The 26,245-nt window shown below is 48.7% G+C and carries 19 protein-coding genes and 1 riboswitch; of the genes, 8 read left to right on the top strand and 11 right to left on the bottom strand.

Going from position 1 to position 26,245, the window contains the following annotated elements; genetic code table 11:
- Window positions 1-26 precede the first annotated feature (26 nt).
- A complete protein-coding gene (locus tag JL661_RS10125; protein ID WP_062771755.1) occupies window positions 27-2,060 on the top strand; it encodes a S9 family peptidase in 2,034 nt (677 codons plus the stop codon).
- Between the two features lie 47 nt (window positions 2,061-2,107).
- On the opposite strand, the gene xseA is transcribed toward JL661_RS10125, so the two are convergent.
- Window positions 2,108-3,484, bottom strand: a complete 1,377-nt coding sequence (gene xseA, locus JL661_RS10120) for an exodeoxyribonuclease VII large subunit (RefSeq protein WP_062771752.1) — start codon at window positions 3,482-3,484, stop codon at window positions 2,108-2,110.
- A 172-nt stretch (window positions 3,485-3,656) separates the two neighbouring features.
- Here xseA and guaB point away from each other — a divergent pair, with 172 nt between their 5' ends.
- The 5 genes from guaB (at window position 3,657) to JL661_RS10095 (ending at window position 11,626) form a co-directional block, all read left to right on the top strand.
- Window positions 3,657-5,123, top strand: a complete 1,467-nt coding sequence (guaB, locus tag JL661_RS10115; RefSeq protein ID WP_004237403.1) for an IMP dehydrogenase — start codon at window positions 3,657-3,659, stop codon at window positions 5,121-5,123.
- Window positions 5,124-5,182: 59 nt separating this feature from the next.
- A complete protein-coding gene (gene guaA, locus JL661_RS10110; protein ID WP_004237402.1) occupies window positions 5,183-6,760 on the top strand; it encodes a glutamine-hydrolyzing GMP synthase in 1,578 nt (525 codons plus the stop codon).
- A gap of 580 nt (window positions 6,761-7,340) precedes the next feature.
- Window positions 7,341-7,985 carry a hydrolase gene (locus JL661_RS10105; protein ID WP_004237401.1) on the top strand — a complete coding sequence of 215 codons (645 nt, stop codon included), beginning with the start codon at window positions 7,341-7,343 and terminating at the stop codon, window positions 7,983-7,985.
- A 107-nt stretch (window positions 7,986-8,092) separates the two neighbouring features.
- A complete protein-coding gene (locus JL661_RS10100) occupies window positions 8,093-9,961 on the top strand; it encodes an amidohydrolase (RefSeq protein WP_004237400.1) in 1,869 nt (622 codons plus the stop codon).
- Window positions 9,962-10,033: 72 nt separating this feature from the next.
- Window positions 10,034-11,626: an MFS transporter gene (locus JL661_RS10095; protein WP_036414650.1), complete on the top strand. Its 1,593-nt coding sequence runs from the start codon at window positions 10,034-10,036 to the stop codon at window positions 11,624-11,626.
- Between the two features lie 75 nt (window positions 11,627-11,701).
- Here the strand turns inward: JL661_RS10095 and JL661_RS10090 are convergent, their stop codons facing one another.
- Window positions 11,702-13,834 (bottom strand): autotransporter domain-containing protein, encoded by a 2,133-nt coding sequence (locus JL661_RS10090; protein WP_062771749.1) that lies wholly within the window; start codon window positions 13,832-13,834, stop codon window positions 11,702-11,704.
- Between the two features lie 1,361 nt (window positions 13,835-15,195).
- Here JL661_RS10090 and JL661_RS10085 point away from each other — a divergent pair.
- The gene (locus JL661_RS10085; RefSeq protein WP_062771744.1) at window positions 15,196-16,614 is read left to right on the top strand and encodes a phosphatidylinositol-specific phospholipase C; all 1,419 of its coding nucleotides are present in this window, start codon (window positions 15,196-15,198) and stop codon (window positions 16,612-16,614) included.
- Window positions 16,615-16,705: 91 nt separating this feature from the next.
- On the opposite strand, the gene JL661_RS10080 is transcribed toward JL661_RS10085, so the two are convergent.
- The 3 genes from JL661_RS10080 to JL661_RS10070 all read right to left on the bottom strand — a co-directional run bounded on the left by JL661_RS10080 (window position 16,706) and on the right by JL661_RS10070 (window position 19,077).
- Window positions 16,706-16,936 (bottom strand): YadA C-terminal domain-containing protein, encoded by a 231-nt coding sequence (locus JL661_RS10080; protein ID WP_004237393.1) that lies wholly within the window; start codon window positions 16,934-16,936, stop codon window positions 16,706-16,708.
- Window positions 16,937-17,208: 272 nt separating this feature from the next.
- Entirely contained in the window at window positions 17,209-17,931 is a 723-nt protein-coding gene (locus JL661_RS10075) for a vWA domain-containing protein (protein WP_062771741.1), read from the bottom strand.
- Window positions 17,932-18,027: 96 nt separating this feature from the next.
- On the bottom strand, window positions 18,028-19,077 hold the full coding sequence (locus JL661_RS10070; RefSeq protein ID WP_062771738.1) for a hypothetical protein: 1,050 nt from the start codon (window positions 19,075-19,077) through the stop codon (window positions 18,028-18,030).
- 82 nt (window positions 19,078-19,159) lie between these two features.
- Between JL661_RS10070 and rlmA the strand changes: the two genes are divergently transcribed.
- Window positions 19,160-19,975: a 23S rRNA (guanine(745)-N(1))-methyltransferase gene (rlmA, locus tag JL661_RS10065; protein WP_062771810.1), complete on the top strand. Its 816-nt coding sequence runs from the start codon at window positions 19,160-19,162 to the stop codon at window positions 19,973-19,975.
- Between the two features lie 51 nt (window positions 19,976-20,026).
- On the opposite strand, the gene mntP is transcribed toward rlmA, so the two are convergent.
- The 6 genes from mntP to JL661_RS10035 all read right to left on the bottom strand — a co-directional run bounded on the left by mntP (window position 20,027) and on the right by JL661_RS10035 (window position 26,089).
- A complete protein-coding gene (gene mntP, locus JL661_RS10060) occupies window positions 20,027-20,596 on the bottom strand; it encodes a manganese efflux pump MntP (protein ID WP_062771735.1) in 570 nt (189 codons plus the stop codon).
- A 6-nt stretch (window positions 20,597-20,602) separates the two neighbouring features.
- A riboswitch (yybP-ykoY riboswitch) is annotated at window positions 20,603-20,800 on the bottom strand.
- Between the two features lie 157 nt (window positions 20,801-20,957).
- Window positions 20,958-21,416: a DUF986 family protein gene (locus tag JL661_RS10055; RefSeq protein ID WP_004237387.1), complete on the bottom strand. Its 459-nt coding sequence runs from the start codon at window positions 21,414-21,416 to the stop codon at window positions 20,958-20,960.
- Window positions 21,417-21,525: 109 nt separating this feature from the next.
- Complete coding sequence (locus JL661_RS10050) at window positions 21,526-22,383, bottom strand: PTS mannose transporter subunit IID (RefSeq protein WP_004237386.1); 858 nt, start codon at window positions 22,381-22,383, stop codon at window positions 21,526-21,528.
- Between the two features lie 13 nt (window positions 22,384-22,396).
- Window positions 22,397-23,194 carry a PTS mannose/fructose/sorbose transporter subunit IIC gene (locus tag JL661_RS10045; RefSeq protein ID WP_004237385.1) on the bottom strand — a complete coding sequence of 266 codons (798 nt, stop codon included), beginning with the start codon at window positions 23,192-23,194 and terminating at the stop codon, window positions 22,397-22,399.
- Window positions 23,195-23,257: 63 nt separating this feature from the next.
- Window positions 23,258-24,241, bottom strand: coding sequence for a PTS mannose transporter subunit IIAB (gene manX, locus JL661_RS10040; RefSeq protein WP_170927072.1), 984 nt, complete (start codon window positions 24,239-24,241; stop codon window positions 23,258-23,260).
- A 483-nt stretch (window positions 24,242-24,724) separates the two neighbouring features.
- Window positions 24,725-26,089, bottom strand: a complete 1,365-nt coding sequence (locus JL661_RS10035) for an L-serine ammonia-lyase (protein ID WP_015422671.1) — start codon at window positions 26,087-26,089, stop codon at window positions 24,725-24,727.
- Between the last annotated feature and the right edge of the window lie 156 nt (window positions 26,090-26,245).

The following is a 26,245-nucleotide window of genomic DNA, read 5'->3' as shown; positions in this document are numbered from 1 at the left end:
AAAAAAAGATCTTATCAGGAGCCGGAATGACTATCCCGCAAGCCCCGGAACGCCCGGTACAGTTCACTGCACATGGTGAAACCCGGACGGATAACTATTACTGGCTGCGGGATGATACCCGCAGTGATCCGCAGGTGATTCAGTATCTGACGGATGAAAACCGCTATACACAGCAGAAATTGCAGGCAGCAGAGCCGCTGCGCGAAGCGCTGTATGAGGAGATGGTCGCCCGCATGCCGCAGGCGGATGAATCCGCGCCATACAGTTACAACGGCTATGTTTACCGCACCCGGTTTGAGGCGGGCAAAGAGTATCCGCTGTATGAGCGGCGCAAAATAAACAGTGACCAGTGGGAAGTGCTGGCGGACGGCAATGTACGGGCACAGGGGCTGGCCTATTATGAGCTGGTGTCTCTTGCAGTCAGTGCGGATAACCGCCGTATTGCGATTGCCGAGGATAAAGTCGGCCGCCGTGAATATCAGGTGGCTTACCGTGATCTGACCGATAATCACTGGCAGGAATCAGTGCTGACAGAAGTGGCTGACGATCTGGTCTGGTCAGCCGATGGTTCGGTTCTGTTTTATGTTCGTCAGGATCCGCAGACATTGCTGCCGTTCGAGGTATATCGCCACCGTTTCGGCACAGATACCATACAGGATGAACTGGTATACCGCGAGGACGATGACCGTTTTTATACCGGGTTATCCCTGTCATCCTCCCGTGAGTGGATTTTTATCGGTTGTCACAGCCCGGTAACCTCCGAAGTTCATCTGATCAATGCCAATGATCCATTACAGCCGCCGGTCTGTTTCTCGCCGCGTCAGGACGGGCGTGAGTATCACGTCGATCATCTGGATGGTCAGTTTTATATCCGCTCTGACCATGAAAACGAACTGTTTGGCCTCTACCAGACGAATGCACCGGAAAATCCGTGGCAAACACTGATTGCGCCGCAGCCGGATACCGACCTGGAAGATTTCACGCTGTTCCGTGACTGGCTGGTATTACAGGAACGCCACGCCGCACTGCCGCAAATCCGTATTATTCACCGGCAGAGCGGGAAAGAAACACAGGTTGCGTTTGATGACGGTGCTTACTGCGCGTGGCTCGGGCTGAATCCGGAGCCGGACAGTCAGCTGCTGCGCTACGGTTATACCTCGATGACCACACCGGCATCGGTGTATGAGCTGGATATGGTCAGCGGGGAACGGACGCTGCTGAAACAGGCGCAGGTAAACGGTTTTCAGCGGGATAATTATCACAGTGAACGAATTTGGATCACTGCCCGTGACGGCGTGCAGGTACCGGTTTCGCTGGTCTGGCATAAAGATCACTATCAGCAGGGATTCAATCCGCTGCTGATTGAAGGTTATGGCGCGTATGGTGCCAGTATGGATCCGGATTTCGACGCCAACCGGCTGAGCCTGCTGGATCGCGGTTTTGTTTATGCTCAGGCGCATATCCGCGGCGGCGGTGAGTTGGGTAAACGCTGGTACAATGCCGGAAAGATGCAGCATAAAATCAACAGTTTTAATGATTTTGTGGATGTGACTCGCGAACTGATTGCCCGGCGTTATGGTGCGGAAAACCGGATCTACGCTACCGGCGGCAGTGCAGGCGGCTTGCTGATGGGAGCGGTGATTAATCAGGCGCCGGAGCTGTATCGCGGTATCGTGACACAGGTGCCGTTTGTGGATGCACTGACCACCATGTCGGATCCGTCCATTCCGCTGACCACCGGCGAATATGACGAGTGGGGCAACCCGGAAAATGAATCCGCTTACCGGGATATCCGCGCCTACAGCCCGTATGACAACATTGAGGCGAAAGCCTACCCGAATATGCTGGTGACCAGCGGCCTGCATGATTCTCAGGTTCAGTACTGGGAACCGGCAAAATGGGTGGCAAAACTGCGGAAACTGAAGACGGATGATAATTTGCTGCTGCTCTATACCGATATGGAAGCGGGGCACGGCGGTAAGTCAGGACGGTTCAACTATTTGTGGGATGTGGCGCTCGGTTATGTGTTCCTGCTGATGGTGGATGAACAACAGGAGTAGTGACACTGTCACTTAATGTGTGACAATGTCACCGGTAAAATCGGATGTTACTCAGCGGCTTTCCGTTTACGGGCAGCCGCTTTTTTGTGCACGGCGATAATTTCACTCTCCACACTGCCATCCTGTAACAGCGTGGTGATTTTCTGCCCGACTTTTACCTGACGGGTTTTGTTCAGCACTTCACCGCTGTCTGTCTGGCTGATACTGAAGCCCCGGCTGAGTGTTGCCAGCGGGCTGACACCCTCGAGTGTAGAGCAGAGACGGGCAAACCGTTCGCGTTGCTGACTGAGCTGTTCACGCATGGCAGAGGAGAGACGGTACTGCAACTGCTGAACATGGCGCTGCTGCTGTTGCAGTTGCGGGCGCGGATCCCGGCGCATCAGACGCTGTTCTGTTTGTGTCAGCTGACGGGACTTTTGAGTCAGCATAAGCTGTCCGGCCTGAATCAGCCGTTGTTCCAGGCGCTGAATCAGTTGTTGCTGCCGTGCGAGACGCAGTTGCGGATGCTGTTGCTGCAAGCGGTGATGTAACTGGCTGAACAACCGCTGTTTTCTGGCAATAAAATAATCTATCGCCATTTCCAGCCGTTGTTGTACTGACTGGATCTGCCGCAGGCGCTCTGTCAGGTCACGGCTGACCAGTTCTGCCGCCGCCGACGGGGTTGGTGCCCGCAAATCCGCGACAAAATCGGCGATAGTGATATCCGTTTCATGACCGACGGCACTGATCACCGGAAGCCGGCTGGCAAAAATGGCCCGCGCCACCCGCTCATCATTGAAACTCCACAAATCTTCCAGTGAACCGCCGCCGCGCCCGACAATCAGCACATCACATTCATTACGGCGGTTAGCGGTTTCAATTGCACGGACAATCTGTGCCGGTGCATCAGCACCCTGAACCTGAGCGGGGTAGATAATCACCGGCAGTGACGGGTCACGGCGGCGCAGAATATTCAGAATATCGTGAAGGGCGGCCCCGGTGGCGGATGTCACCACGCCCACACAGGTGGCAGGCACCGGCAGCGGTTTTTTCAGATGGGTATCAAACAGTCCTTCGGCTTTCAGTTTCTCTTTCAGCAGTTCAAACTGCTGCTGAAGCAGACCTTCACCGGCAGGTTGCATGGACTCAACAATCAGTTGGTAATCCCCGCGCGGCTCATACAGCGTGATCGCAGCGCGTACCAGCACCTGCTGCCCGTTCTGCGGCGCAAATGTCACACGGCTGTTGTTGCCGCGGAACATGGCTGCCCGCACCTGGGATTTTTCATCTTTCAGGGTAAAATACCAGTGACCGGAAGACGGGCGCGAAAAGTTGGAGATCTCCGCGCTGATCCAAATCCGGCCCATTTCCAGCTCGAGTAACTGCCGGACAGTCGTATTTAACCGGGTAACAGTAAAAATTGCGGTATTTTCAGGTAGCAACATGTGAGCCAGATCAAATAATAAAACAAGGACTTAATTGTCCGATACTACCGCCTTCTGACAGATTAGCAACGAATTTTTGAAAAAAAGGCTAGGCGCAACCGATTACCACCTGTATAATGCCGCGGCAATATTTTATCTTCTTTCAATCCTGCTGCCTGGTGAGATATTGCACATGTTACGTATTAAAAAAGAAGCTTTAACCTTTGATGATGTTCTCTTAGTTCCTGCACACTCCACAGTTCTGCCCAACACTGCCGATTTATCGACACAACTCACCGCGAAAATCCGTCTGAACGTCCCGATGATCTCGGCGGCGATGGATACCGTAACGGAAGCCCGTCTGGCGATTGCCCTTGCCCAGGAAGGCGGCATCGGTTTTATTCACAAAAATATGTCCATTGAGCGTCAGGCTGATGAAGTCCGCCGTGTGAAAAAACACGAAAGCGGCGTTGTTTCTGATCCGCAGACTGTTACTCCGTGCACCACACTGCGCGAAGTCCAGACCCTGACTGAACAGAACGGTTTTGCCGGTTATCCGGTGGTCACGACCGATAACGAATTAGTCGGTATCATCACCGGCCGTGACGTGCGTTTCGTGACTGACCTGGATCAGCCGGTGACTGCCGTCATGACCCCGAAAGAGCGTCTGGTAACCGTCCGCGAAGGCGAAGCCCGCGAAGTGGTTCTGAAAAAAATGCACGAGCGCCGCGTGGAAAAAGCGCTGGTGGTGGATGATTCCTTCCATCTGCTCGGCATGATCACTGTAAAAGATTTCCAGAAAGCAGAGCGTAAACCAAACGCCTGTAAAGATGAGCACGGCCGTCTGCGTGTCGGCGCAGCAGTCGGTGCCGGTGCCGGTAACGAAGAGCGTGTTGATGCGCTGGTGGCTGCCGGTGTGGACGTTCTGTTAATCGACTCCTCTCACGGTCATTCCGAAGGCGTGTTACAGCGCATCCGTGAAACCCGTGAAAAATACCCTGATCTCGAGATCATCGGCGGTAACGTCGCCACAGCCGAAGGCGCGAAAGCCCTGGCAGCAGCCGGTGTCAGCGCAGTGAAAGTGGGTATCGGCCCCGGTTCTATCTGTACCACCCGTATCGTAACCGGCGTGGGCGTACCACAGTTAACGGCTATTTCTGATGCTGTTGAAGCGCTGGAAGGCACCGGCATTCCGGTTATCGCTGACGGCGGTATCCGTTTCTCCGGTGATATCGCGAAAGCGCTGGCAGCCGGTGCGGCATGTGTGATGGTCGGTTCGATGTTCGCCGGTACCGAGGAATCTCCGGGCGAAGTGGAACTCTATCAGGGTCGTGCTTACAAATCTTACCGTGGTATGGGTTCACTCGGTGCGATGTCCAAAGGTTCTTCTGACCGTTACTTCCAGACCGATAACGCCGCTGACAAACTGGTGCCGGAAGGTATCGAAGGCCGTGTGGCTTACAAAGGTGTACTGAAAACCATCGTTCACCAGCAAATGGGCGGCCTGCGCTCTTGCATGGGACTGACCGGTTGTGCAACTATTCACGAACTGAATACTAAAGCAGAGTTTGTCCGTATCAGTGGTGCCGGGATTCAGGAAAGTCACGTTCATGATGTGACTATCACCAAAGAAGCACCAAACTACCGTTCAGGTCTCTGATTCATGCGGCGGTCTGTGGACCGCCAGCCTATAATTGTTTGCTCTTGGAACATACATTAATGACAACGAATATTCATCAGCACCGCATTCTTATCCTCGACTTTGGATCGCAGTACACTCAGCTGATCGCGCGCCGTATCCGTGAAATCGGCGTTTATTGTGAACTGTGGGCATGGGATGTCACTGAAGAACAGATCCGTAATTTCAATCCGAACGGTATTATTCTCTCCGGCGGCCCGGAAAGCACCACTGAACACAACAGCCCGCGCGCGCCTGAGTATGTCTTCAGCGCCGGTGTACCGGTTCTCGGTATCTGCTACGGCATGCAGACCATGTCTATGCAACTCGGTGGCGCAGTAGAAACCTCTGACGAGCGCGAGTTTGGTTATGCACAGGTTGAAATCCGCGAAACCTGCGAACTGTTCCGTGGTATTCAGGATATGCTGGATGACAACGGCAAACCGCTGCTGGATGTGTGGATGAGCCATGGTGACAAAGTTACCGCTATCCCGTCTGATTTCGTGACTGTCGCCAGCACCGAAACCTGTCCGTTTGCGATCATGGCAAACGACGAAAAACGTTTCTACGGCGTACAGTTCCACCCGGAAGTGACCCATACTCACCAGGGCCAGGAAATCCTCAAACGTTTCGTGCTGGATATCTGTCAGTGTGAAGCCCTGTGGACTCCGGAAGCCATTATTGAAGACACCGTTATCCGTCTGCGTGAGCAGATTGGTGATGATCATGTTATCCTGGCACTCTCCGGTGGTGTGGACTCATCTGTGACTGCCATGCTGTTAAACCGTGCTATCGGTAAGCGCCTGACCTGTGTATTCGTGGATAACGGCTTACTGCGCCTGAACGAAGCAGAGCAGGTTATGGAGATGTTTGCGGGCAAATTTGACCTCAATATCATCCACGCCAAAGCGGAAGACCGTTTCCTGAATGCCCTGAAAGGTATTGCAGACCCGGAAGCCAAACGTAAAGCTATCGGCCATACATTCATTGAAATTTTTGATGAAGAAGCGTCAAAACAGAAACAAGTCAAATGGCTGGCACAGGGCACTATCTATCCGGATGTGATTGAATCTGCCGCCTCTGAAACCGGTAAAGCCCACGTGATCAAATCCCACCATAACGTCGGCGGCCTGCCGGAAGATATGGAGCTGGGACTGGTTGAGCCGCTGCGCGAACTGTTTAAAGACGAAGTCCGCCGTATCGGTCTGCAGCTGGGTCTGCCGTACGATATGCTGTACCGCCATCCGTTCCCGGGCCCTGGTCTGGGTGTCCGCGTACTGGGTGAAGTGAAAAAAGAGTACTGCGACATCCTGCGCCGTGCTGATGCTATCTTTATCGAAGAGCTGCACAAAGCGGATCTGTACCATAAAGTCAGCCAGGCATTCACTGTCTTCCTGCCGGTGCGTTCTGTCGGTGTCATGGGCGACGGCCGTAAATACGACTGGGTTGTCTCACTGCGCGCAGTCGAAACCATCGACTTTATGACCGCACACTGGGCACATCTGCCATACGACCTGTTAGGCCGCGTCTCCAACCGCATCATCAATGAAGTCGACGGCATTTCCCGTGTCGTATACGACGTCAGCGGCAAGCCACCGGCGACGATTGAGTGGGAATGATCCTGCAATAAGAAATTAGCTGGCAGTGGCTGGCAAAATAATGAGTTAAGCCCATGTAAAAATGGGCTTTTTTATTTTTGGCGGTTGTTGTATCTGGTACTTATTAGCAGCGCCAAGCACAAGTTGAATGAGGTATTAAAGTCGGTATTATCGCATCTTTTTACCGTGATACTTACATTATGGCTGGTATAAAAAGATAAAATAAGAAAAGAGTGATGAAGGACAAAATGAGATATTTTTGAGGATCATCTGAATAACGAATGATCATCAACATACGACGATCAGTAGATATCATTTCATTCCGGAACAATAAAACAAAGAAAGAATTAATATGCTGTTTTTTAGTTAAACTATAATGAGCATATTGTTATAGGTGCATAAAGCGATTGCCATTTACTCCGAAAAAACCAGCATAAAAAACAATATAATCAACAAATAACAAATATCGTTCATTTTTTTTGACTTCTAAAGTCAAATTTGGCATCTGGTCATTATCCGGTGCCGGCCTATTATGTTTCCTGTCAGTGAGCAAGATTAATATTTATTTTTATCAATTTAACCAATTGAACAGGAACGCATTATGTCTAAATTAGAACTGTTAAACCCACAAAATTCTGCCGTTATTTTTATTGATCATCAGCCGCAAATGGCCTTTGGTGTGGCAAATATCGACCGCCAGCAGCTGAAAAATAATACCGTTGGCCTGGCAAAAGCAGCAAAAATTTTCAATGTGCCGACAATTTATACCTCCGTTGAAACAGAAAGCTTCAGCGGATATATCTGGCCTGAATTACTGGCCGTCCATCCTGAATCAAAACCTATCGAACGTACCTCCATGAATTCCTGGGAAGACCCGAAATTTGTCGAAGCCGTTAAAGCCACCGGACGTAAAAAATTAGTGATGGCGGCATTATGGACAGAAGTCTGCCTGAATTTCCCGACCTTAATGGCGATTGAAGCCGGTTATGAAGTTTATATTGTGACAGATGCATCCGGCGGTACCTCAGTTGATGCGCATGAACGTTCTATTGATCGTATGGTGCAGGCCGGGGCTATTCCTGTGACCTGGCAGCAGGTATTGCTGGAGTACCAGCGCGACTGGTCCCGTAAAGAAACCTATGACGCAGTAATGGGGCTGGTTCAGGAGCACAGCGGTGCTTACGGCATGGGTGTCGATTACGCCTATACTATGGTTCATAAAGCACCTCAGCGCGTTATTAAGTAACAGCGTAACAACCGGAGAGGTCGCTCTCCGGTTATTTTTTCCTATACCGCTTGCCGCAACAGTATTTGATAAGCAGTGAGTTCCTCATAAACAGGAAACACATCATCATGAATAAACGCTTCGCATCAAAAATATTTATCAACGGTGATATTCATACACTCGATCGTGAAAATCCCGTTGCTCAGGCCGTTGCTGTCCGTGACGGCAAATTTATTGCTGTCGGAACCAACGATGAAGTTATGCAGTTACGGAATGAAGAAACAGAGATTATTGATCTTAAAGGGCTGGTGATTATTCCCGGCCTGAATGATTCGCACCTTCATCTTATCCGCGGCGGACTGAATTATAACCTCGAATTGCGCTGGGAAGGTGTGCCGTCATTATCGGATGCCCTGGCGATGTTAAAAGCACAGGCTGATGTGACGCCGGCGCCGCAGTGGGTCCGTGTTGTGGGTGGCTGGAGTGAATTCCAGTTTGCCGAAAGACGGATGCCGACATTAGATGAAATCAATGCGGTTTCACCGGATACCCCGGTTTTTGTGCTGCATCTTTATGATAGCGCGCTGCTGAATAAAGCGGCACTGCGTGTGATCGGTTATACCAGAGATACCCCGAACCCGCCGGGCGGTGAAATTCAGCGGGATGAGCACGGTAACCCGACCGGCATGCTGATTGCAAAACCCAATGCCATGCTGCTGTATTCCGCGCTGGCGAAAGGCCCGAAACTGCCGCTGGATTATCAGGTTAATTCAACCCGTCAGTTTATGCGCGAACTTAACCGTCTCGGGGTAACCAGTGCGATTGATGCCGGGGGCGGATTCCAGAACTATCCGGAAGATTATGAGGTTATCGCGGAGCTGGCAAAACAGAATCAACTGACTATCCGTATCGCCTATAACCTATTTACCCAGCGTCCGAAACAGGAACTGGAGGATTTCCGCGAATGGACATCGATGGTGTCGCCGGGAGAGGGAACCGATTTTTTCCGTCACAATGGTGCAGGGGAAATGCTGGTATTCTCTGCGGCTGACTTTGAGGATTTCCTGCAGCCGAGACCGGATCTGCCGGATAATATGGATGCGGAGCTGGAAGCCGTGATCCGCCACCTGGTTGAACACCGCTGGCCGTTCCGTCTGCATGCCACTTATGATCAATCCATCAGCCGTATGCTGGATGTGTTTGAAAAAGTAAATAAAGAGATCCCGTTTGACGGCCTGCACTGGTTTTTCGATCACGCGGAAACCATCAGTGAGCGAAATATTGAACGGGTAAAAGTGCTGGGCGGCGGATTGGCAATTCAGCACCGAATGGCATTCCAGGGCGAATACTTTGCGGACCGCTATGGTCATGAAGCGGTGAAACACACGCCGCCGGTGGCTAAAATGCTGAACGCGGAAGTGCCGGTCGGCCTGGGAACGGATGCGACGCGCGTAGCCAGTTATAACCCGTGGACAGCGCTTTACTGGCTGGTGTCGGGCCGGACAGTCGGCGGTATGAAGATGTATGACGACAATAGCCGGTTAGACCGGGATACCGCGTTAGAGTTATGGACTATCGGCAGCTCCTGGTTCTCTGATGAACAGGGTAAAAAAGGGCAGATTAAATCAGGGCAGTTTGCAGATTTTATTGCCTTATCTGACGATTATTTCCGTGTGCCGGAAGCGGAAATTAAAGCGATAGAATCCCTGCTGACGGTGGTGAACGGCGAGGTTGTTTACGGCAACGGTATTTTCGGGCCGCTGGCACCGCCGTCAATTCCGGTATTACCTGACTGGTCACCGGTTATTAAAGTGCCGGGACACTACTCTTATTTACAGCAGGAAAATAAAGCTGCGATCCTGAATCAGTTACACCAGTGCTGCGGTTCGTGTCATGTTCACGGACACCAGCATGATATCGCCCGTAAATCGTCTGTGCCGGTTGCGGATGATAATGCCTTCTGGGGCGCGCTGGGCTGTTCCTGCTTTGCATTTTAATTATCGCTGTACATGTTAATACTGTGGCTGGTGGTAAAACACCGGCCATATTAAACCGGAGATCATATTCACATGACTAATCCGCAATCATCAGCCTGGTCGCCGCTGCGTAACCGTATTTTCTTTGTGTTATGGATGGCGACATTATTTTCTAACATCGGAACATGGATGAATGATGTCGGTGCGGGATGGCTGATGACCAATCTGAGTCCTGATCCTGTCATGATTGCCACCATTCAGGCGATGACCACATTGCCGGTCTTTTTATTAGCCTTACCGGCCGGGGCGATTGCTGATATTTTCGATAAGCGCAAGCTGCTTATATTTGTCAATATCATGATGTTTTTTGCCGCTGCATTACTGGCTGTTCTGGTCTATTTCAATGTGGTCAGTATTGGCTGGTTATTGTTAATTACCTTTATTCTCGGATCCGGTGCGGCTTTTTTAGGCCCGGCATGGCAGGCGATTGTCCCGGGTATTGTGGCTCCGCATGAATTAAAAGCGGGGATCGCACTGAACAGTATGGGGATTAATATCAGCCGTGCCATTGGCCCGGCTCTGGCCGGTGTGCTGATTTCACAAGTAGGGCTTTATCTTCCTTTTATGCTTAATGCACTCAGTTTTATTGCCATTATTGTGGCGGTATGGTGGTGGAAAGGGGAGAAACACCAAGAAAATACCTTACCGGCGGAATCTGTTGTCGCCGCGATGATTTCCGGGTTGCGCTATGCCCGTTACAGTCCGGCATTGATTAAAACCATTATCAGAGCCGCCGCCTTCTTTGTGTTCGCCAGTGCTTACTGGGCAATGCTGCCGCTGGTTGCCAGAGTGTCGCTTCAGGGGGATGCAACGTTATACGGGATTTTAACCACCAGTATCGGTATCGGGGCGGTCGCCGGGGCATTCAGTTTATCTGCGCTGCGGGCCAGGTTCAGTACCGGAATATTAGTGACTGCCGGGACTGCCGGAACGGTTATTGTGCTGGTGATCTTTGCCGTGACCACATCAAAATATCTGGCAATCGCCGGCAGTATTATTGCCGGGTTCAGCTGGCTGATCACGCTCTCCACGCTGATGGTGTCAGCGCAGACAGCACTGCCGGACTGGGTCAGAGCGAGAGGACTGGCGCTGTATCTGACGGTATTCTCGGGGTCAATGGCACTGGGGTCATTAATCTGGGGGCAGATTGCCTCACACACATCAATAACAATCGCGCTGCTTGCGGCGGCAGCAGGTATTATTGTTGTCTGGTTATGTGTGCTGAAAGTGAAAATTGACCACGACAATATCAATCTATCACCGTCTGAACATCTGACAATGCCGGAGGAATTACCGTATTCTGAGGAAGATAAAAAACCGGTGATGGTGTGTATTCAGTATAAAGTGGATACGGAACATCAGGCGCAATTTTTTGCACTGATGGAGCAATTAAAACGGATCCGGTTACGGGATGGTGGTTATTCCAGAGGGCTGTTTTCGGTTCCCGGTACGCAGGATGAATTTATGGAGACATTTATGGTGTCATCCCCGGCAGAACATCACCGTCAGCATAAACGGGCAACCGTGGATGATCGCCGGATTGACAGTCAGTTAAATGCTATTATCCGGAGCAAAACGGTTGTGCATTATCTCTCATATTCTGCGGATACGGAAAAACAGAAATAAAACAGGTTGTACAGATAATAAAAATCCGGCAATAAATAGTTATTGCCGGATGATTTTAATTAACTGAAACAGTGGTTACCAGTGGTATGAATAGCTGAGACCAATCTGCAAACCATCATTACGGTAATCCGTGGTGTGATAACCAATATCGCCGCGAAGGGTTGAGTTCTCCGTGATAAAGTAATTCACACCGGCACGGGCATACGGTTTTACACTCTGGCTGTTGCCGCGATCATAAATATAATCAGCATCGTTCACATACTGAATATGGCCGGTAAAGGCATCACGCTGGTGACTGAGTTTAATATCCGCGCCGATACCTGCATCCAGTTCTGTGCTCTTATTAAACTGATGTTTCAAATCCACGCCGAGTTGTAAATCAAGGTTTTTATTTCCGGCACGGCCATAGGTTGCCGGGAAATCAATACCATTTGATTCTGTATATCCGGCACGGGTGACATTATGATATTTAATAGCAGCCAGTGGTGTCACCAGGGTATTTGCACTCACGGTAATGCCATAACCGGTGGTGAATTTTACATAGTAACCTTTGATATCAGAATTGCCTTTTCCGGTTTCAGTGCCCCGTTGTGCCTGACGGGTGATTTCCAGACCCTGCTGTAAAAATGCAGCGGAAAGCTCACTGTTAAAGCCGGAGTTATCTTTATTTTCCTGATAACGCAGCCATGCGCCAACACCGGGATGATTATTGCCGCGGGTGTCGTAGCCATCGGCCAGACGGGTATTTACGGCGAAATTCAGTGACGCGCCCAGCGTCCAGTTTTCTGCCGGTAAACGGAATGAACCAAATACGCCGGTGGCCACACGGCTGTTCTGATGCACATTGTCATATTGGGTAAACAGGCCGGCGCAGTAATTATCGTCACCCATCTGGCAACGGCTTTCCGCGAGGTTATACAGGGCGGTCTGGTATAAATCCAGAACCTGATAACTGCTGTTTGCCAGTTTTGTTACTGTATTGCGGGTTTTAATAATATCAACAGGATCAGAGGCCGTGATACCGCCGTTATCAGCCGGGTCAACCGGTGTCAGCGGCAGGATTGGTTTGACTGGTTTGACCGGCTCTGATGGCTCAAGCGGTGTCAGTGGTTCAGACGGATCAACCGGTTTTGACGGCTCAAGCGGGGTCATTGGTGGTTTATAGTCCAGTTTCCATAGAACAGCGGATGTTTCATTATTGTCATTCTGCACATAACCGGCGACCACTTTGCCATCCGCAGAAATGGCTTCCGCACTGGATTCACCTTCAAAGCTTTCCTGTAGTGGTTTCAGTTCGTACATCTTTTTTTCACCTGAAACATAGACAAAGCCACGTGCGATATCATCTTCGTTATCGGATGAACCCACAATAAATTGTCCGTCACTTGAAACAGATGAAGCACTGGAATAGCCGCTGTTATCTTTCTTCAGGGTGCCGAGATCACGCATACCGTCTTTATCGGTATGACTCATCGCATGTGTTTCATATTCACTGATATTTGACCAGCCTACGGTAACAAGCCCGTCAGCGGATACGGCATTAGCGCCGGATTCGCCCGCATTCTCTTCTCTCAGGGTGCCCAGTGAAACCATGCCTTTATCACCGGTATATTTAAATGCCTGACCACTGCCGCTGATGAAGCGGCCGACAATTACACTGCCGTCATAATTAACGCCGTTTGCGGTGGAGGTTGCTGTTTCTGACGGATCTAATAATGTAATGCCGTCCTGTCCGCTAAAGCGGAAAGCTTTTTCGTCTGCAATGCCGATAACGGTTTTACCGTCACCGGAAATACCCAGGGAAGCGACACTGGCAAATGCCTGCTGATCAGGGATATTCACCGTATCGGTATTGGTATCATAAATATACATTTTAGAGTCAGATTTATTATTTACATCAACGATATAACCGATGGCGATATTACCGTCTGCTGAAAGGCCGGAGACATAAATACTGTTATTCCCGGCTGCATATTTACTCAGGTCAACTGCATTGCCATCAATAATAATAAAAGGACGATAGTTATTATTTGAGATTTCATAAGTTCCGGCAATTACTTTACCATCAACAGAAACAGATGATGACTGACCAATATCTTTTATCTTTGAGACTTCATAATCCATTGCGGAAAATGCCAGTGTGCTTTGTGAAGTCAGTAATAATGCCAGTAATGTTTTATTAAAGTGTTTTTTATGTGCGTAAGCCATGATGATATTTATTCTTTTCAGGTAATACGATGATGTGACTTATTGCGGTGTCAGCAATAAACCCGGTGTTGAATCAAAAGTTTTGTTAAAAAATCAGATTAGTTAATTATATTAATAATATATGTCCATCATAAAAATGGGGATGCAAACCAGGTTGTGTCAGGCACGCCTGTATCGTTGCGGATGACTGCATGAAAATTTTGGGTTAAACCAATTTGAGGCGTAATTTATTGGGTTTTCGATCTTAAGGCAAATGAAAATTGCGCTCAGACACATTTTTTTAGTAAAAAAAACAGATGAACTGCTTTTGGGGAGGTTGAAAGGGTGTTTGCGGATTATAAATCTGGTTATTTTGAATAAGTTGGAATTAATTGCAATTAACGTTGTATTTATGTCAGATCTGTTTTATGAAAGGCATAGTGTTGTAAGGGTAAAAAATGAGTAATAACATGATGATACCGGGTTTGTTGCGTTGCGTCATACTTTCAGTGATAAAGCATTATCAACTGATTGGCAGCATCCGATGAATTGTTTCAGTTCGGTTGCGGGAATGTGTTTTTTCCCCGGTGAAGAGCAAAACGGATAAAAAATACGTCAGATCTGAATGCAGGGCACTGCCTTGTCTGCTGAGCGGGTGACACTGATGGTCATCAAAAAAAGAGTCCGGTAACAGTATATTTATTGACTAAATGAATAAGTAATATCATCATATCGTGATGGGTTTCACATAACTAAAAATAAAATGAGTAAAATGATGGATCTTGAACGAGATGGGTAACAAACACGGACTGGTATTTCTTGAACAGACGGTGAAGGGGATATTCAGGGTATTACTCGCGGCGGTTGTAATTGTATTTTTATTTTCGGTTATTCTCTTTTCTGTGCTTTAAATAGCTCCGGTTCAGTCTCGGTACTGAGCAACCAAAACGGATATGTCACCCTTAGTTTATTCAGATATTGATATGTCGACTGAATCGACACATCAATATCTTGTATATTATTAATCCATACTATTTATAGTGAAGTTTATTTCTAATTTTCACTTCTTATTGGAAGGTGATTTAATTTAATGAAACTATAATCATGGTGGTGAGTTTAAATATTAAAAGGTGCAGTGGTTTTACATGATTTCATGATGAATTATTACATTCCGTTTTATTACTCCTACGTTAAAATTCACTAATGAAAACATATGTTAAAATATTTTAATTCTATCTTGTTGGCTTTTTTTAATAAAAAACAGACCATTTCTAATGGAGCGCATAATAATTGGTGCTAACATTATTTCTATGAATGATTTAATGTAATCTGCCAAATATAAATATGGCAGACTCCCTCAATGATTGGAGATTGGTATAAAAATGAAGTTAGGAACGTATGAACGACCAAAATACTGGGGTGTTGATGGTGTTATCGGTGATATCTACTACTATCCGGATTATAATTTATTCTTTAGATTAAAATATAATGGCAGTCCATCTGATAAAAACTGGTATTATCCGAAAAAAGAAGTCAATAATCAGTTCTGGGATTGGGTTGGGTATTACCCCGGAACGATGTCAGAGCCCAAAACTTGGCGTGAACCCGGAATCGAGGGTTGCATTTACTATGAGCCGGAATATGGTTACTTACGTTTGAAAAAAGACGGTAATCCGTCTGAACATAAATGGTATTTTCCATCTGATGGCAACTCAAATGAATATTGGGATTTTATCGACTTTAGGGCAGGTAATCCTGTGGATCCTAAATCTTGGGATGTAGATGAAGGCCAGGAAGGCGATTATTTCTATAGTGCGAGACTGAATTCTTTTTTTATTTTTAAAAAAAATGGTAAGCCATCTTCTTTTAACTGGTATTTTCCGGAAAATGGACAGGATAATGCTTATTGGCACTATATGGGACCTTTGAAAAAAAAATGTTGGCTGAAGTTCATTGATGGAAAGTTGCCTATTAACCAGATATCATTACCCGGTACACATGATTCAGCGACAGGTACATATAGTGAAGGGATAGGTGAAGGCGGGATGGTAAAAACACAGGATGATTCTGTTTATGAGCAACTTAATTCAGGAATCCGGTTTATTGATGCACGTTGTCGTCATATAAGTAATTCATTTGCCATGCATCATGGGATAATATACTTAAATAAAATGTTTGGTGATATCCTGAATGAATGTAAGCGTTTTTTGCAGGAAAATCCGAGTGAATTTATTCTTATGTCAGTTAAACGTGAACATACAGAAGAGAAATGTACCCGGAGTTTTCAGGAAACCTTTGAGAAGGAATATTATGATTCTTATTGGTGGTTTGGGGAGGACCGTTTCCCTCTGCTGGAGGAAGTCAGAGGCAAAATTGTTCTTTTCAGCCGCTTTGGCGGACCCCACGGAATACAAACGTCCTGGAAAGATAATGCAACATTTGATATTGGCGAAAGAATACACGTACAGGATGAATATAATCAAACAGATGAAGTCAAAAAATGGCATGCAATAAAAAATGCATGGAGTTTTGCAGCCTACAGAGGCAATACTGAATGGATGACAATTAATTTTACCAGCATTGCAGCCGGATTTTGGGGTACAAGGAGTATAAGGGATTATGCTGAAGATAAAAACCCGGAACTGGCTACTCATATAATGTCCCGTGGTGAATGCTGTGGTGTCGTCGTTTCTGATTTTCATAATATCGCTATGCTTTCTAATGGTGTTATTATGACTAACTTTCGGAATATGCTAAATCCGGCAAGAGGATTGTTTTTAGCTTTTTTATTAATATCATAGTGAATATGATTATCACCCGATAGAAAAAGAGCCGGTAATACCTTACCGGCTCTTCACTATAAAAATATGTTATCCCGTATATGCCGGTGTGTTACCACTCCAGGTTCATACCGGCACCATACATGACATCACCGCCGTTTGATGTTGAGGTTGCCAGGCTGGCTTTAACTGCCACATTTTTATTGAAACGGTAGCCGCTGCCGACAGCAACCGCATTTTCGGAGTTATATCCGCCGACAGCTGCACTGAGGTTAAATTTACCGACATTATACGGCTGGAACAGGTTTGACGTGGCGGCTGACATTGCAAAGCCGCGCTGCATCTTGTCATTCAGCTCATCATAACGCAGCTCCAGTTTATCAATACGGGCCGAGTTGTGTGTTGCCAGATTATACGCATTATTCGCGGTATTATTGGCTTTCTGCGCCGTGGTGTTAGCATTAATATAGTCAAATTGGCGTATTTATCCGGCTGAACTTCAGTCATTTGATGTTCATGGTAAGCAGAGTTGCGGGGAAAAAAGAACGGCGGGATGAGAAAATAAAACAGTACGGCGGACCGTACTGTTTTGGTGAATAAATAAGAGGTGTTTTGTTATTTTTTACTGCGTTCGTTGTTATCTTTTTCGACTTCCGCTTTCCATTCGGAAGTAATCGGTTTTGATTGCTGTTTTACTTCAACTGCTTTATTTACGGCATCATACGCTTTGCCGTAACCAGCTTTATCCTGCACATAACCGGTGGCGTTGTCGCTTTTAATGCCGATATTACCGGCTTCTGCGATAGCATCAATATTGGCGCCGAGGAAAATAAAGTCCCACTTATCTTCTTTCTCCGCAGAATTAATCATTGATTTAATCTTATCACGACTGTATTTACGGCTGCTATTCTCTTCGCCGTCAGTAATAATCACAAATAACACATTATTATTTTTGGTAATTTTGCGGTTTTCGCGGATCTTATCAATAGTAATACCGACAGCGTCCAGTAATGCGGTATTGCCACCGACAGAATAATCATCCAGTGTCAGGTTTTTGACTTTGCTGATAGGCTCGCGGTTATGCAGCGTGCTGTTTTCGTGGTTGAATAAAACGGTGGTGACGTAAATATTGCCTTCTTTTTTACGGTTTTCGGCAAGAACGGAGTTATAACCGCCGATGGTGTCCTGTTCAAAACCGGACATGGAGCCGCTTTTATCCAGAACAAAGACCAGATCCAAATCTGCCGGTGCCGCAGGTTTGGTTTCGGCTGCCGCAAACAGCGAGGCGGAAAATAACAGCAGGAGTGGTGCAATAAAGGTGCGGGAGAGTCTGAACATAGATGTTCCTTATACTATTTCTGACAGGGTTATACGACGGATAATGATGTATTCTGAGGTGAACAAAAAATATTCACAGCAGATTTATCTGATTAACTATCCCGCGGTTTCTTCCGTCCGCTGCAAAATAGCCGTGAGGTGCCCGGTGTCGCCGTGGCGGCGCAGATAACGGGAAACATCCTCTTCCCATGAACGACCGTCACCCAGTATTGCCCGGCTGCGGGTGGAGTGCCGCCCGTAGCGGTTCTGATACAGGCTGATTAATGTCTGGTTGATCCCGCGGATATCCGGATGCGGATTTTTATCCATCTGATGCGTTATTGCCTGTTGCACTTTTGCAATCGCGGCAGGATCCGGTTCATAGCTGCATTCATGGTACTGGCTGAGCACAATAAAGGAAGGCGGAATATTTTCGTCGTACGCTGCCTGCAACCGCAGATGACCATCAAGTATAATGTAGGATGCCAGGCCGCTGATGTACCAGATCAGCACCGGCGGCAGTTTTCCTTCGCGGGCAACTTTACGCCAGTATTTCAGGCGGCTGCTTTGCGGCTCAACCGCGTAACGCGGCAGCAGTTGGTAACCGCCGAACCACCAGTCCGCAAACATAACCCGTCCGGGGGATTGCAGATCCGGCAGGTCTTCGCTGTATAACAGCCAGTCCGCATTGCTGATATCGTTGGCAGACGGTGAACGGAAACACCATTTTTCCCGGGAACAGGGGGCATTGACAACATAAGGGGCGGACGGCGGTCTGATATTCATCGGGTGCAGCAGCCACTCTCCGGCCGCAAGCAGCGGGGAAGGCCGTTCCTGCAAATCACGGGCGAAGTAACGGCACCACTGCGGGGTCTGTTCTTCTGCCGGCAGAGCGGCAATTTTCTCAGTCTGTTGTGAGCGGAGCGGCGATAACAGATTCTGCTGAGCGGGATGGTCCTGATTATAAATCAGCCAGACACCACAGTGATCACGCAGTACGGTTGCCCAGAACAGCGGATAACCACGCAGCTGCAGCTGCATCCGGCTGTTATGGCCGCTGAGCAGCGCAGGGGCATCTTCATTTACCGTTTCAGGATTAACCCTGACAAGCAGGCTGTGCCATTGCTGATAATCATCAATTTTATCCTGCCACCAGTAGGTTTTCATGGTATGGTTTCGCCTCAGATTTTCCGTCACCGGCACAGGCCGTTGCCGGTTGCACCCTTACATTATTTCACAGTGAATGATTATGTCTTACCAATGTCCGCTTTGCCAGCACCCGCTGACGCACCGCTCCGGCAGTTACAGCTGCGAAAACCACCATCAGTTTGATCTCGCGAAAGAGGGGTATATCAATCTCCTGCCTGTCCAGTTCAAGCGCTCGAAAGAGCCGGGTGACAGTAAAGAGATGATGCAGGCGCGCCGGGCATTTCTGGATAATCACCATTACCGCCCGATGCGGGATCAGGTAATCGCGGCATTTGAACAGTATTTACCGGTACAGGCGGAGCAGGTGCTGGATATCGGCTGCGGCGAGGGGTACTACACCGGCGCACTGGCGGAAAACCTTGCGGCACGGCAGGTGACGGTGTACGGGCTGGATGTGGCGAAGGTTGCTGTCCGCTACGGTGCAAAACGCTATCCGCAGGTCAGCTTCAGTGTGGCATCCAGCCAGCGGCTGCCGTTTGAGGATAACAGTCTGGATGGGGTGCTGCGGATCTATGCGCCGTGTAATCCGGATGAGTTAACCCGTGTGGTGAAACCGGGCGGCATTGTGATTACCGTGACCCCGGGGCCGCGTCATCTGTATCAGTTGAAATCCCTTATTTATGATGAGGTGCATCTGCACCCGCTGAAGGAAGAGCATTTCCCGGGATTCGGTCCGGCACAAGAGCAGCAGGTGGCGTACCCGATGCTGCTGAACGGCGCGGATGCACTCGCACTGCTTTCGATGACACCGTTTGCCTGGAAAGCGACAGAGGCTGTGAAACATCAGCTGGCAGCAGAAACCGCCTTTTCCTGCGAAACAGATTTTCTGATCCGGGTTTACCGCCGGGAAGCCTGATTCAGAAACAAAAAGACCCGCCGGAGCGGGTCATCAGAAGTGATTAAGCGATTAACCAATATGTTCATACAGAATGGTAAATCCGATCAGGATCAGTACAATCCCGCCGACAATTTCTGCCCGCTTGCCCAGCATCGGGCCGATATAACGCCCGAGGATCATCCCGGTGGTGGCCATAATCATGGTCATCAGCCCGATAGTCATCGCGGTATGGACAATATTGACTTCCAGAAACGCAAGGCCGACACCAATCGCCATCGCGTCCAGGCTGGTGGCAACCGCTGTGGTGGCAAGATGTAATGCGCTGTGGCGCTGTGGTTTTTCATGGCGGGCGCAGCAGTCATCACCGACGGTGACGCTGTTGTAAATCATGCGGGCACCGAGGATAAACAGCAGTGAGAAAGCAATCCAGTGATCCCATTCCATCACGTAGCGGCTGGCGTAAATACCGATAGCCCAGCCGATAAGCGGCGTCAGGGCTTCAATCACACCAAAGATAAATCCGGTGCGCAGTGCTTCACGTAAAGGTGGTTTGTGCAGGGTAGCGCCTTTGCAGACAGCAACGGCGAAGGCATCCATAGACAGGGCCAGGGCAAGGACGAGGGTGGCGTAAAAACTCATAAACTCAGTCTCGGTCGGGTAGCTTATCCATATACACACAATCCAACCCCGACCTCCGGTGAACTGCGTGTCTATGGTCTTGCCAACCGAAACGGCATCCGCACCATGCTGATATAATATCACGCAAGTATGTTGACACGGATTTTCTGTTATTTCCCTGAGAGGTTAATAACAGAACAGGCTACTCCCCAATGACGTGACCGGAAAGATATCACAGAAAATAAAAAAGGCAAGAATATATATTTTAGTTTTAAAAGATGCTAATGAGAATGATTTTCATTACATGGTATTTTAATAAGATAATAAAGACTAATATCATCATTAGTCTTTATTTCTGTAGGGGGATAAAAAGAAGGGGTTATTATTTATTATTAATCATAAAATTATAAATTTTTTGTAAATCATCAAGATGCGTGACTTTGATGTAAATTTTACGATTTTCCAAACCCACAAGAAGAATGCCGTCTTCTGATAAATTCATTGTTTTTATTCTATCATATTTAATATATGCATTGGCGTAAAAAAATCCGTCCTGCTTAAAATATAACTTCGGTGAACGAATAAAAGCCAGATAAATAGCAATGATAATACAGCCGGAAAGTAAATAAGTTGTTAACGGGCTGCCGTGTCCGGTTATATTATTATAAATAACAATACCGATAAGAAGGATAAAGATCACAGCGTCAGCGCGGTGATTACGGCGCAGTTTTATCCGCAGCTGTGTTTTGCCTTTTAGTGTGTTAACAATAAATTCGTCGTAGACGGCAAACAGCAGCATCAGCACAATCACAGCCAGCAGAACAATATCATTTACACTCATTGTGGTTCTTTTCCCCTGAAGTGAAACAGAAAACGGGAGGCGAGCCTCCCGTTTAAACTACCATACTCTTTCTGAAAATACGCGTTCGTCAGAACGTGTTTTTTACCGGTTACAGTCCCAGGAAACCAAAGACATAACCCAGAATACCCAGCACAAAGAAGCCGATAATAATCAGCAGGGCATTCACTTTATGACGCAACAGCCACATACAGCCGAATGTCAGCAGCAGCGGCATCAGGCCCGGCATCAGCTGGTTGAGGATGGTCTGAACAGTGGTGATTTCCATCTCGCCGGTGGTCGGGTTTTTAATTTCCGACACCACCAGCGGGATATTCACTTTTGTCCATTTGTTCACCAGCGCACCCATAACAAACAGACCGAGGATTGATGCCCCCTCTGTCAGTTTCTGCAGGAAGCCGCCGCCCATATCCTGAACAATATCCAGGCCTTTTTTGTAGCCGTAAGCCACGCCGTAGTAACGGGTTGCCAGGCGGACCAGGTTAAACAGGAAGAAGAACAGTAACGGCCCGAGCAGGCTGCCGGTCATGGCAATCCCCGCACCGAGGGCGGCAAAGACCGGACGCACGGTACCCCAGAAAATCGGGTCGCCGACACCGGCCAGCGGCCCCATCAGACCGACTTTGATACCGTTGATGGCACCGTCGTCGATAGCCGCACCATTAGCGCGCTGCTCTTCCATCGCACAGGTTACACCGAGGATAGGTGCAGCCATATACGGGTGGGTGTTAAAGAACTCCATATGGCGTTTGATAGCCTGTCTGCGTTCTTCATTATTTTCCGGATAAAGACGGCGGATCACCGGTACCATGGAGAAGGCGTAGCCCATTGCCTGCATACGTTCAAAGTTCCATGAACCCTGAAACAGGTTTGAGCGGATGAAGACACCCCGGATATCGCTCTTTCTTAACTGTTTTCTGCCGGTTACGTTGCTTGTAGTATCAACCATGTTGCTCACCTTCTTAGTCTAACTCGTTATCCAGGTCGTTTTTGCTGCCGGCAGCGACAACGACTTCCGATTTGTTGTATTTCGGACTGAGCTGAATATACAGCACAGCCATAACCGCACCGATGACACCCAGCGCAACCAGGTTGAAATCAGTAAATGCCGCGGTAACGAAACCCAGATAGAAGAATGGCATCAGGTAGCCGGCACGCATCATGTTGATAACCATCGCGTAACCGACCACAACAATCATGCCCCCGGCGATATTCAGACCGTTGGTGACCCAGTCAGGAATCGAGTCAAGCATTTCACGGACAACATCAGTACCGACAGACACGGCCACAATAACCGCCGGAATAGCGATACGCATTGCCTGTAACAGCAGGGCACCGACGTGGATCATCCCCAGCGCGGTGAGATTTCCCTTATCAGCTGCACGGTCACCCATGTGCTGGAAGGCCACGGTGATGGTACGGACGATAATGGTCAGCACCTGACCGGCAGCCGCCAGCGGAATAGCCAGCGCGATACCGGCACCGATGTTCTGGCCCCCGGCGATAACCAGGATAGTGGAAATGATGGATGCCAGCGCCGCATCCGGTGCCACTGCCGCACCGATGTTCATCCAGCCGAGTGCGATCATTTCCAGCGTACCGCCGATCATGATCCCGGTTTTCATATCACCCAGTACGATCCCCATCAGCGTACAGGCGACCAGCGGGCGGTGGAACTGGAATTCATCGAGGATTGACCCCATACCTGCAACACAGGCAACGATGAAGACCAGGACGATTTGTACAACGGAAAGTTCCATTGTGTTTCTCCTTTAACCAGTCATTTTGCAGACAACAAATTTTGTATTGAGTAATGGGTCAAATTAACTTTCAGCTTTGCTGATTAAATCCATCATTTTTATTTTTGAATCGGTGGAGACTTTGCGGACTTCCAGCTCGATATTGCGGTCATTCAGCGCTTTGAATGCCACGATATCGTTTTCATCGATAGAAACCGCATTGTTAACCTGTTTTTTACCTTCGTGGAAGGCCATCCCGCCGATGTTGACTGATTTAATCTCCACACCGTCTTCCACCAGGCGCAGAACATCTGCCGGGTTGGTAAACAGGAGCATGCAGCGGTCATTGGCGTATTTCGGGTTATTCCAGACACGCACCATTTTCGCCACATCCACCACGTGCGCGGTTACACCCGGAGGAGCAACCTGCTTGAGCAGTGTTGAGCGGACGGTGTCTTTGGCAACCTCGTCACTGACGACAATAATGCGTTTGACGTTGGTTTCTTTGGTCCAGCGGGTGGCGACCTGGCCGTGGATCAGACGGTCATCGATACGGGCGAGGGCGATAGTCATGTGTCCGCCCGGGCCTGCCGGTGCCGCCGGTTGTGCGGCCGGTTTTGGTGCAGGTGCTGCTTTCGGTGCCGGTTCGTCCTGTGCTTTCAGGGCGCGGATCCCTTCACGGCCGGTTTCCAGCGCTACCGCAACCAGTTCCTGCAATGACGGATTATCATCACGGCACATAAAAGTCTCGACCAGCATCGGCACGTTAACGCCTGTGACTATCTCATAATTGCTGTTGCCGCCTGCGGCCTGATCCTGCTCAGTCACAATACGGTTTGCTGCGTTGAACGGGCTGCCGCCCCAGGTATCAACGAGGAATAATACCCCGTCAGCGGTTGATAAACCGGGCAGCTTCTCATTGTACTTCGCATATAGTGTGTCGGCATTTTCCCCCGGTACGAAATCGATGAAGGAGACGTTCTCCTGTTCACCGATCAGCATTTCCGTCGTGCGCAGTAACTGCTCAGCGGCTTTGCCGTGGGTGCCAATCATAATGGCTATACTCACCTCTGTTCCCCCTTAACATCAGTCAGGATGGTTCTTGTGTATTACACAGAATCTTTTATGGGTCAGAAAAAAAACCGTAAGACTCCGGTGTAAAGATAGTCTCAGGCCCGTGATACCGCTAATTATTTACGTTTAAACAGCGATAATTAATTTCGGGGCACTAATTAAATAGAAGGTTAACATTCTATGAAGGTAAAAAAACTTGCTTTCCGTCAGAAAACAACAAAACAGAAACATTAAACACTTAATTATAGTTAATTATTGTGTTGAATGAGCTATTTGTCAGAGTGATGAGGTGATGTTTGATTGTTTTGCAGAGTTATACACTATGATATTTTACATATTATAAACATTTGCATCTGAAAACATTACAAATTGGTCGAAAAATGACCGGTGCTGATGCGCTTCAGGTAAAAAATATCCCTGCAATGTTGCAGGGATATTAATGTCAGCGAATTATGTTTTGTGAGTTAAATCACAAAATCAGTCGCACTGAACCTTGATTGCAAGACCGCCGCGTGATGTTTCACGGTATTTGGCGTTCATGTCTTTCCCGGTTTCATACATGGTTTCGATGACTTTATCGAGAGAAACACGCGGTGCGCTGGTACGGCGCATAGCCATACGGGCAGCGTTGATCGCTTTCACAGAGGCAATGGCGTTACGTTCGATGCACGGTACCTGAACCTGACCGGCAACCGGGTCACAGGTTAAGCCCAGGTTGTGTTCCATACCGATTTCAGCAGCCACACAGACCTGTTCCGGGCTGCCGCCGAGGATTTCAGTCAGACCGGCAGCCGCCATTGAGCAGGCCACACCGACTTCGCCCTGGCAACCGACTTCCGCACCGGAGATAGACGCGTTCATTTTGTACAGAATGCCGACCGCGCCGCAGGCGAGGAAGTAGCGGAGATAGGTTTCCGGTGTCACTTTCTCGATGCAGTGATCATAATACGCCAGTACCGCAGGGACGATCCCGCAGGCACCGTTTGTCGGTGCGGTAACCACACGGCCGCCCGCTGCGTTTTCTTCGTTGACAGCCAGAGCAAACATATTGACCAGGTCAACCACGTTCATCGGGTCTTTGGAGAGTTTACCGGCGGAGTTGATCAGGCGGTTCAGTGCAGCGGCACGGCGCGGCACACGCAGCGGCCCCGGCAGAATGCCTTCGGTTTCCAGACCGTGAGCGATACAGTCAGTCATGGTTTTGTAGACATCGGCGAAATACGCGTCGATCTCTTCACGGCTGTGCATATCCAGCTCATTTTTCAGCATCAGGGAGGAGACGGAAAGCCCGGTCTGATGACAGTGATTCAGCAGCTCTTCCGCTGAGGCATACGGGTAGGATACCGGTGTTTCGTTGGCGTTATCCTGACCGAAATGCTCGGCATCGACGATAAACCCGCCGCCGATGGAGTAATAGGTTTTGGTGTACAGCTCTTCATCACCGGCAAATGCGGTGATACTCATGCCGTTTTCGTGCAGCGGCAGGTTACCGGTGTGGAAATTCATGCCGCCTTCACGCGGGAAGTCCACAGTCTGCTGACCATTGGCCAGGGACAGACGCTCAGTCTCTTCGACATCGCGGATAAAACCGGCGATACCATCGATATCGACAGTTGCCGGCAAGTTACCGGCCAGACCCATAATGATAGCGATATCGGTATGGTGACCTTTCCCGGTTAAGGAGAGTGATCCGTAGACATCAACAGAAACGCGGGTCACGCGGGAAATCAGACCTTTTTCAACCAACTCATCAGCAAACTGCTTCCCGGCTTTCATCGGCCCTACGGTGTGGGAGCTGGAAGGACCAATCCCCACTTTAAACATGTCAAAAACGCTAATCACGTCAGACTCCTTAAAAAACAATGTAATAGTGATTTATCGTAAAGCGCGTTACTTTACTGTTATTTGCTCACACGGATAAAGTAGTTTATCGCATTTTTCACTGCGGAACAGCGCTTTCGGATAAAATTCGGGCATACCTGATGAAAAAAAGCAGGG

It is taken from the genome of Morganella morganii (genome assembly GCF_019243775.1).
Lineage (GTDB): Bacteria > Pseudomonadota > Gammaproteobacteria > Enterobacterales > Enterobacteriaceae > Morganella > Morganella morganii.
This window is presented reverse-complemented; position numbering and strand designations above follow the sequence as displayed.

What these genes read in the sequence shown, in the direction of transcription:
- JL661_RS10070 (WP_062771738.1), bottom strand. Translation starts at nt 19,077, where the DNA reads ATGAAAACCTACTGGTGGCAGGATAAAATTGATGATTATCAGCAATGG.
- JL661_RS10080 (WP_004237393.1), bottom strand. Translation starts at nt 16,936, where the DNA reads ATGCAGCGCGGCTTTGCAATGTCAGCCGCCACGTCAAACCTGTTCCAG.
- guaB (WP_004237403.1), top strand. Translation starts at nt 3,657, where the DNA reads ATGTTACGTATTAAAAAAGAAGCTTTAACCTTTGATGATGTTCTCTTA.
- JL661_RS10090 (WP_062771749.1), bottom strand. Translation starts at nt 13,834, where the DNA reads ATGGCTTACGCACATAAAAAACACTTTAATAAAACATTACTGGCATTA.
- JL661_RS10055 (WP_004237387.1), bottom strand. Translation starts at nt 21,416, where the DNA reads ATGAGTGTAAATGATATTGTTCTGCTGGCTGTGATTGTGCTGATGCTG.
- JL661_RS10100 (WP_004237400.1), top strand. Translation starts at nt 8,093, where the DNA reads ATGAATAAACGCTTCGCATCAAAAATATTTATCAACGGTGATATTCAT.
- xseA (WP_062771752.1), bottom strand. Translation starts at nt 3,484, where the DNA reads ATGTTGCTACCTGAAAATACCGCAATTTTTACTGTTACCCGGTTAAAT.
- rlmA (WP_062771810.1), top strand. Translation starts at nt 19,160, where the DNA reads ATGTCTTACCAATGTCCGCTTTGCCAGCACCCGCTGACGCACCGCTCC.
- guaA (WP_004237402.1), top strand. Translation starts at nt 5,183, where the DNA reads ATGACAACGAATATTCATCAGCACCGCATTCTTATCCTCGACTTTGGA.
- JL661_RS10125 (WP_062771755.1), top strand. Translation starts at nt 27, where the DNA reads ATGACTATCCCGCAAGCCCCGGAACGCCCGGTACAGTTCACTGCACAT.
- JL661_RS10085 (WP_062771744.1), top strand. Translation starts at nt 15,196, where the DNA reads ATGAAGTTAGGAACGTATGAACGACCAAAATACTGGGGTGTTGATGGT.
- mntP (WP_062771735.1), bottom strand. Translation starts at nt 20,596, where the DNA reads ATGAGTTTTTACGCCACCCTCGTCCTTGCCCTGGCCCTGTCTATGGAT.
- JL661_RS10105 (WP_004237401.1), top strand. Translation starts at nt 7,341, where the DNA reads ATGTCTAAATTAGAACTGTTAAACCCACAAAATTCTGCCGTTATTTTT.
- JL661_RS10050 (WP_004237386.1), bottom strand. Translation starts at nt 22,383, where the DNA reads ATGGTTGATACTACAAGCAACGTAACCGGCAGAAAACAGTTAAGAAAG.
- JL661_RS10095 (WP_036414650.1), top strand. Translation starts at nt 10,034, where the DNA reads ATGACTAATCCGCAATCATCAGCCTGGTCGCCGCTGCGTAACCGTATT.
- JL661_RS10075 (WP_062771741.1), bottom strand. Translation starts at nt 17,931, where the DNA reads ATGTTCAGACTCTCCCGCACCTTTATTGCACCACTCCTGCTGTTATTT.
- JL661_RS10045 (WP_004237385.1), bottom strand. Translation starts at nt 23,194, where the DNA reads ATGGAACTTTCCGTTGTACAAATCGTCCTGGTCTTCATCGTTGCCTGT.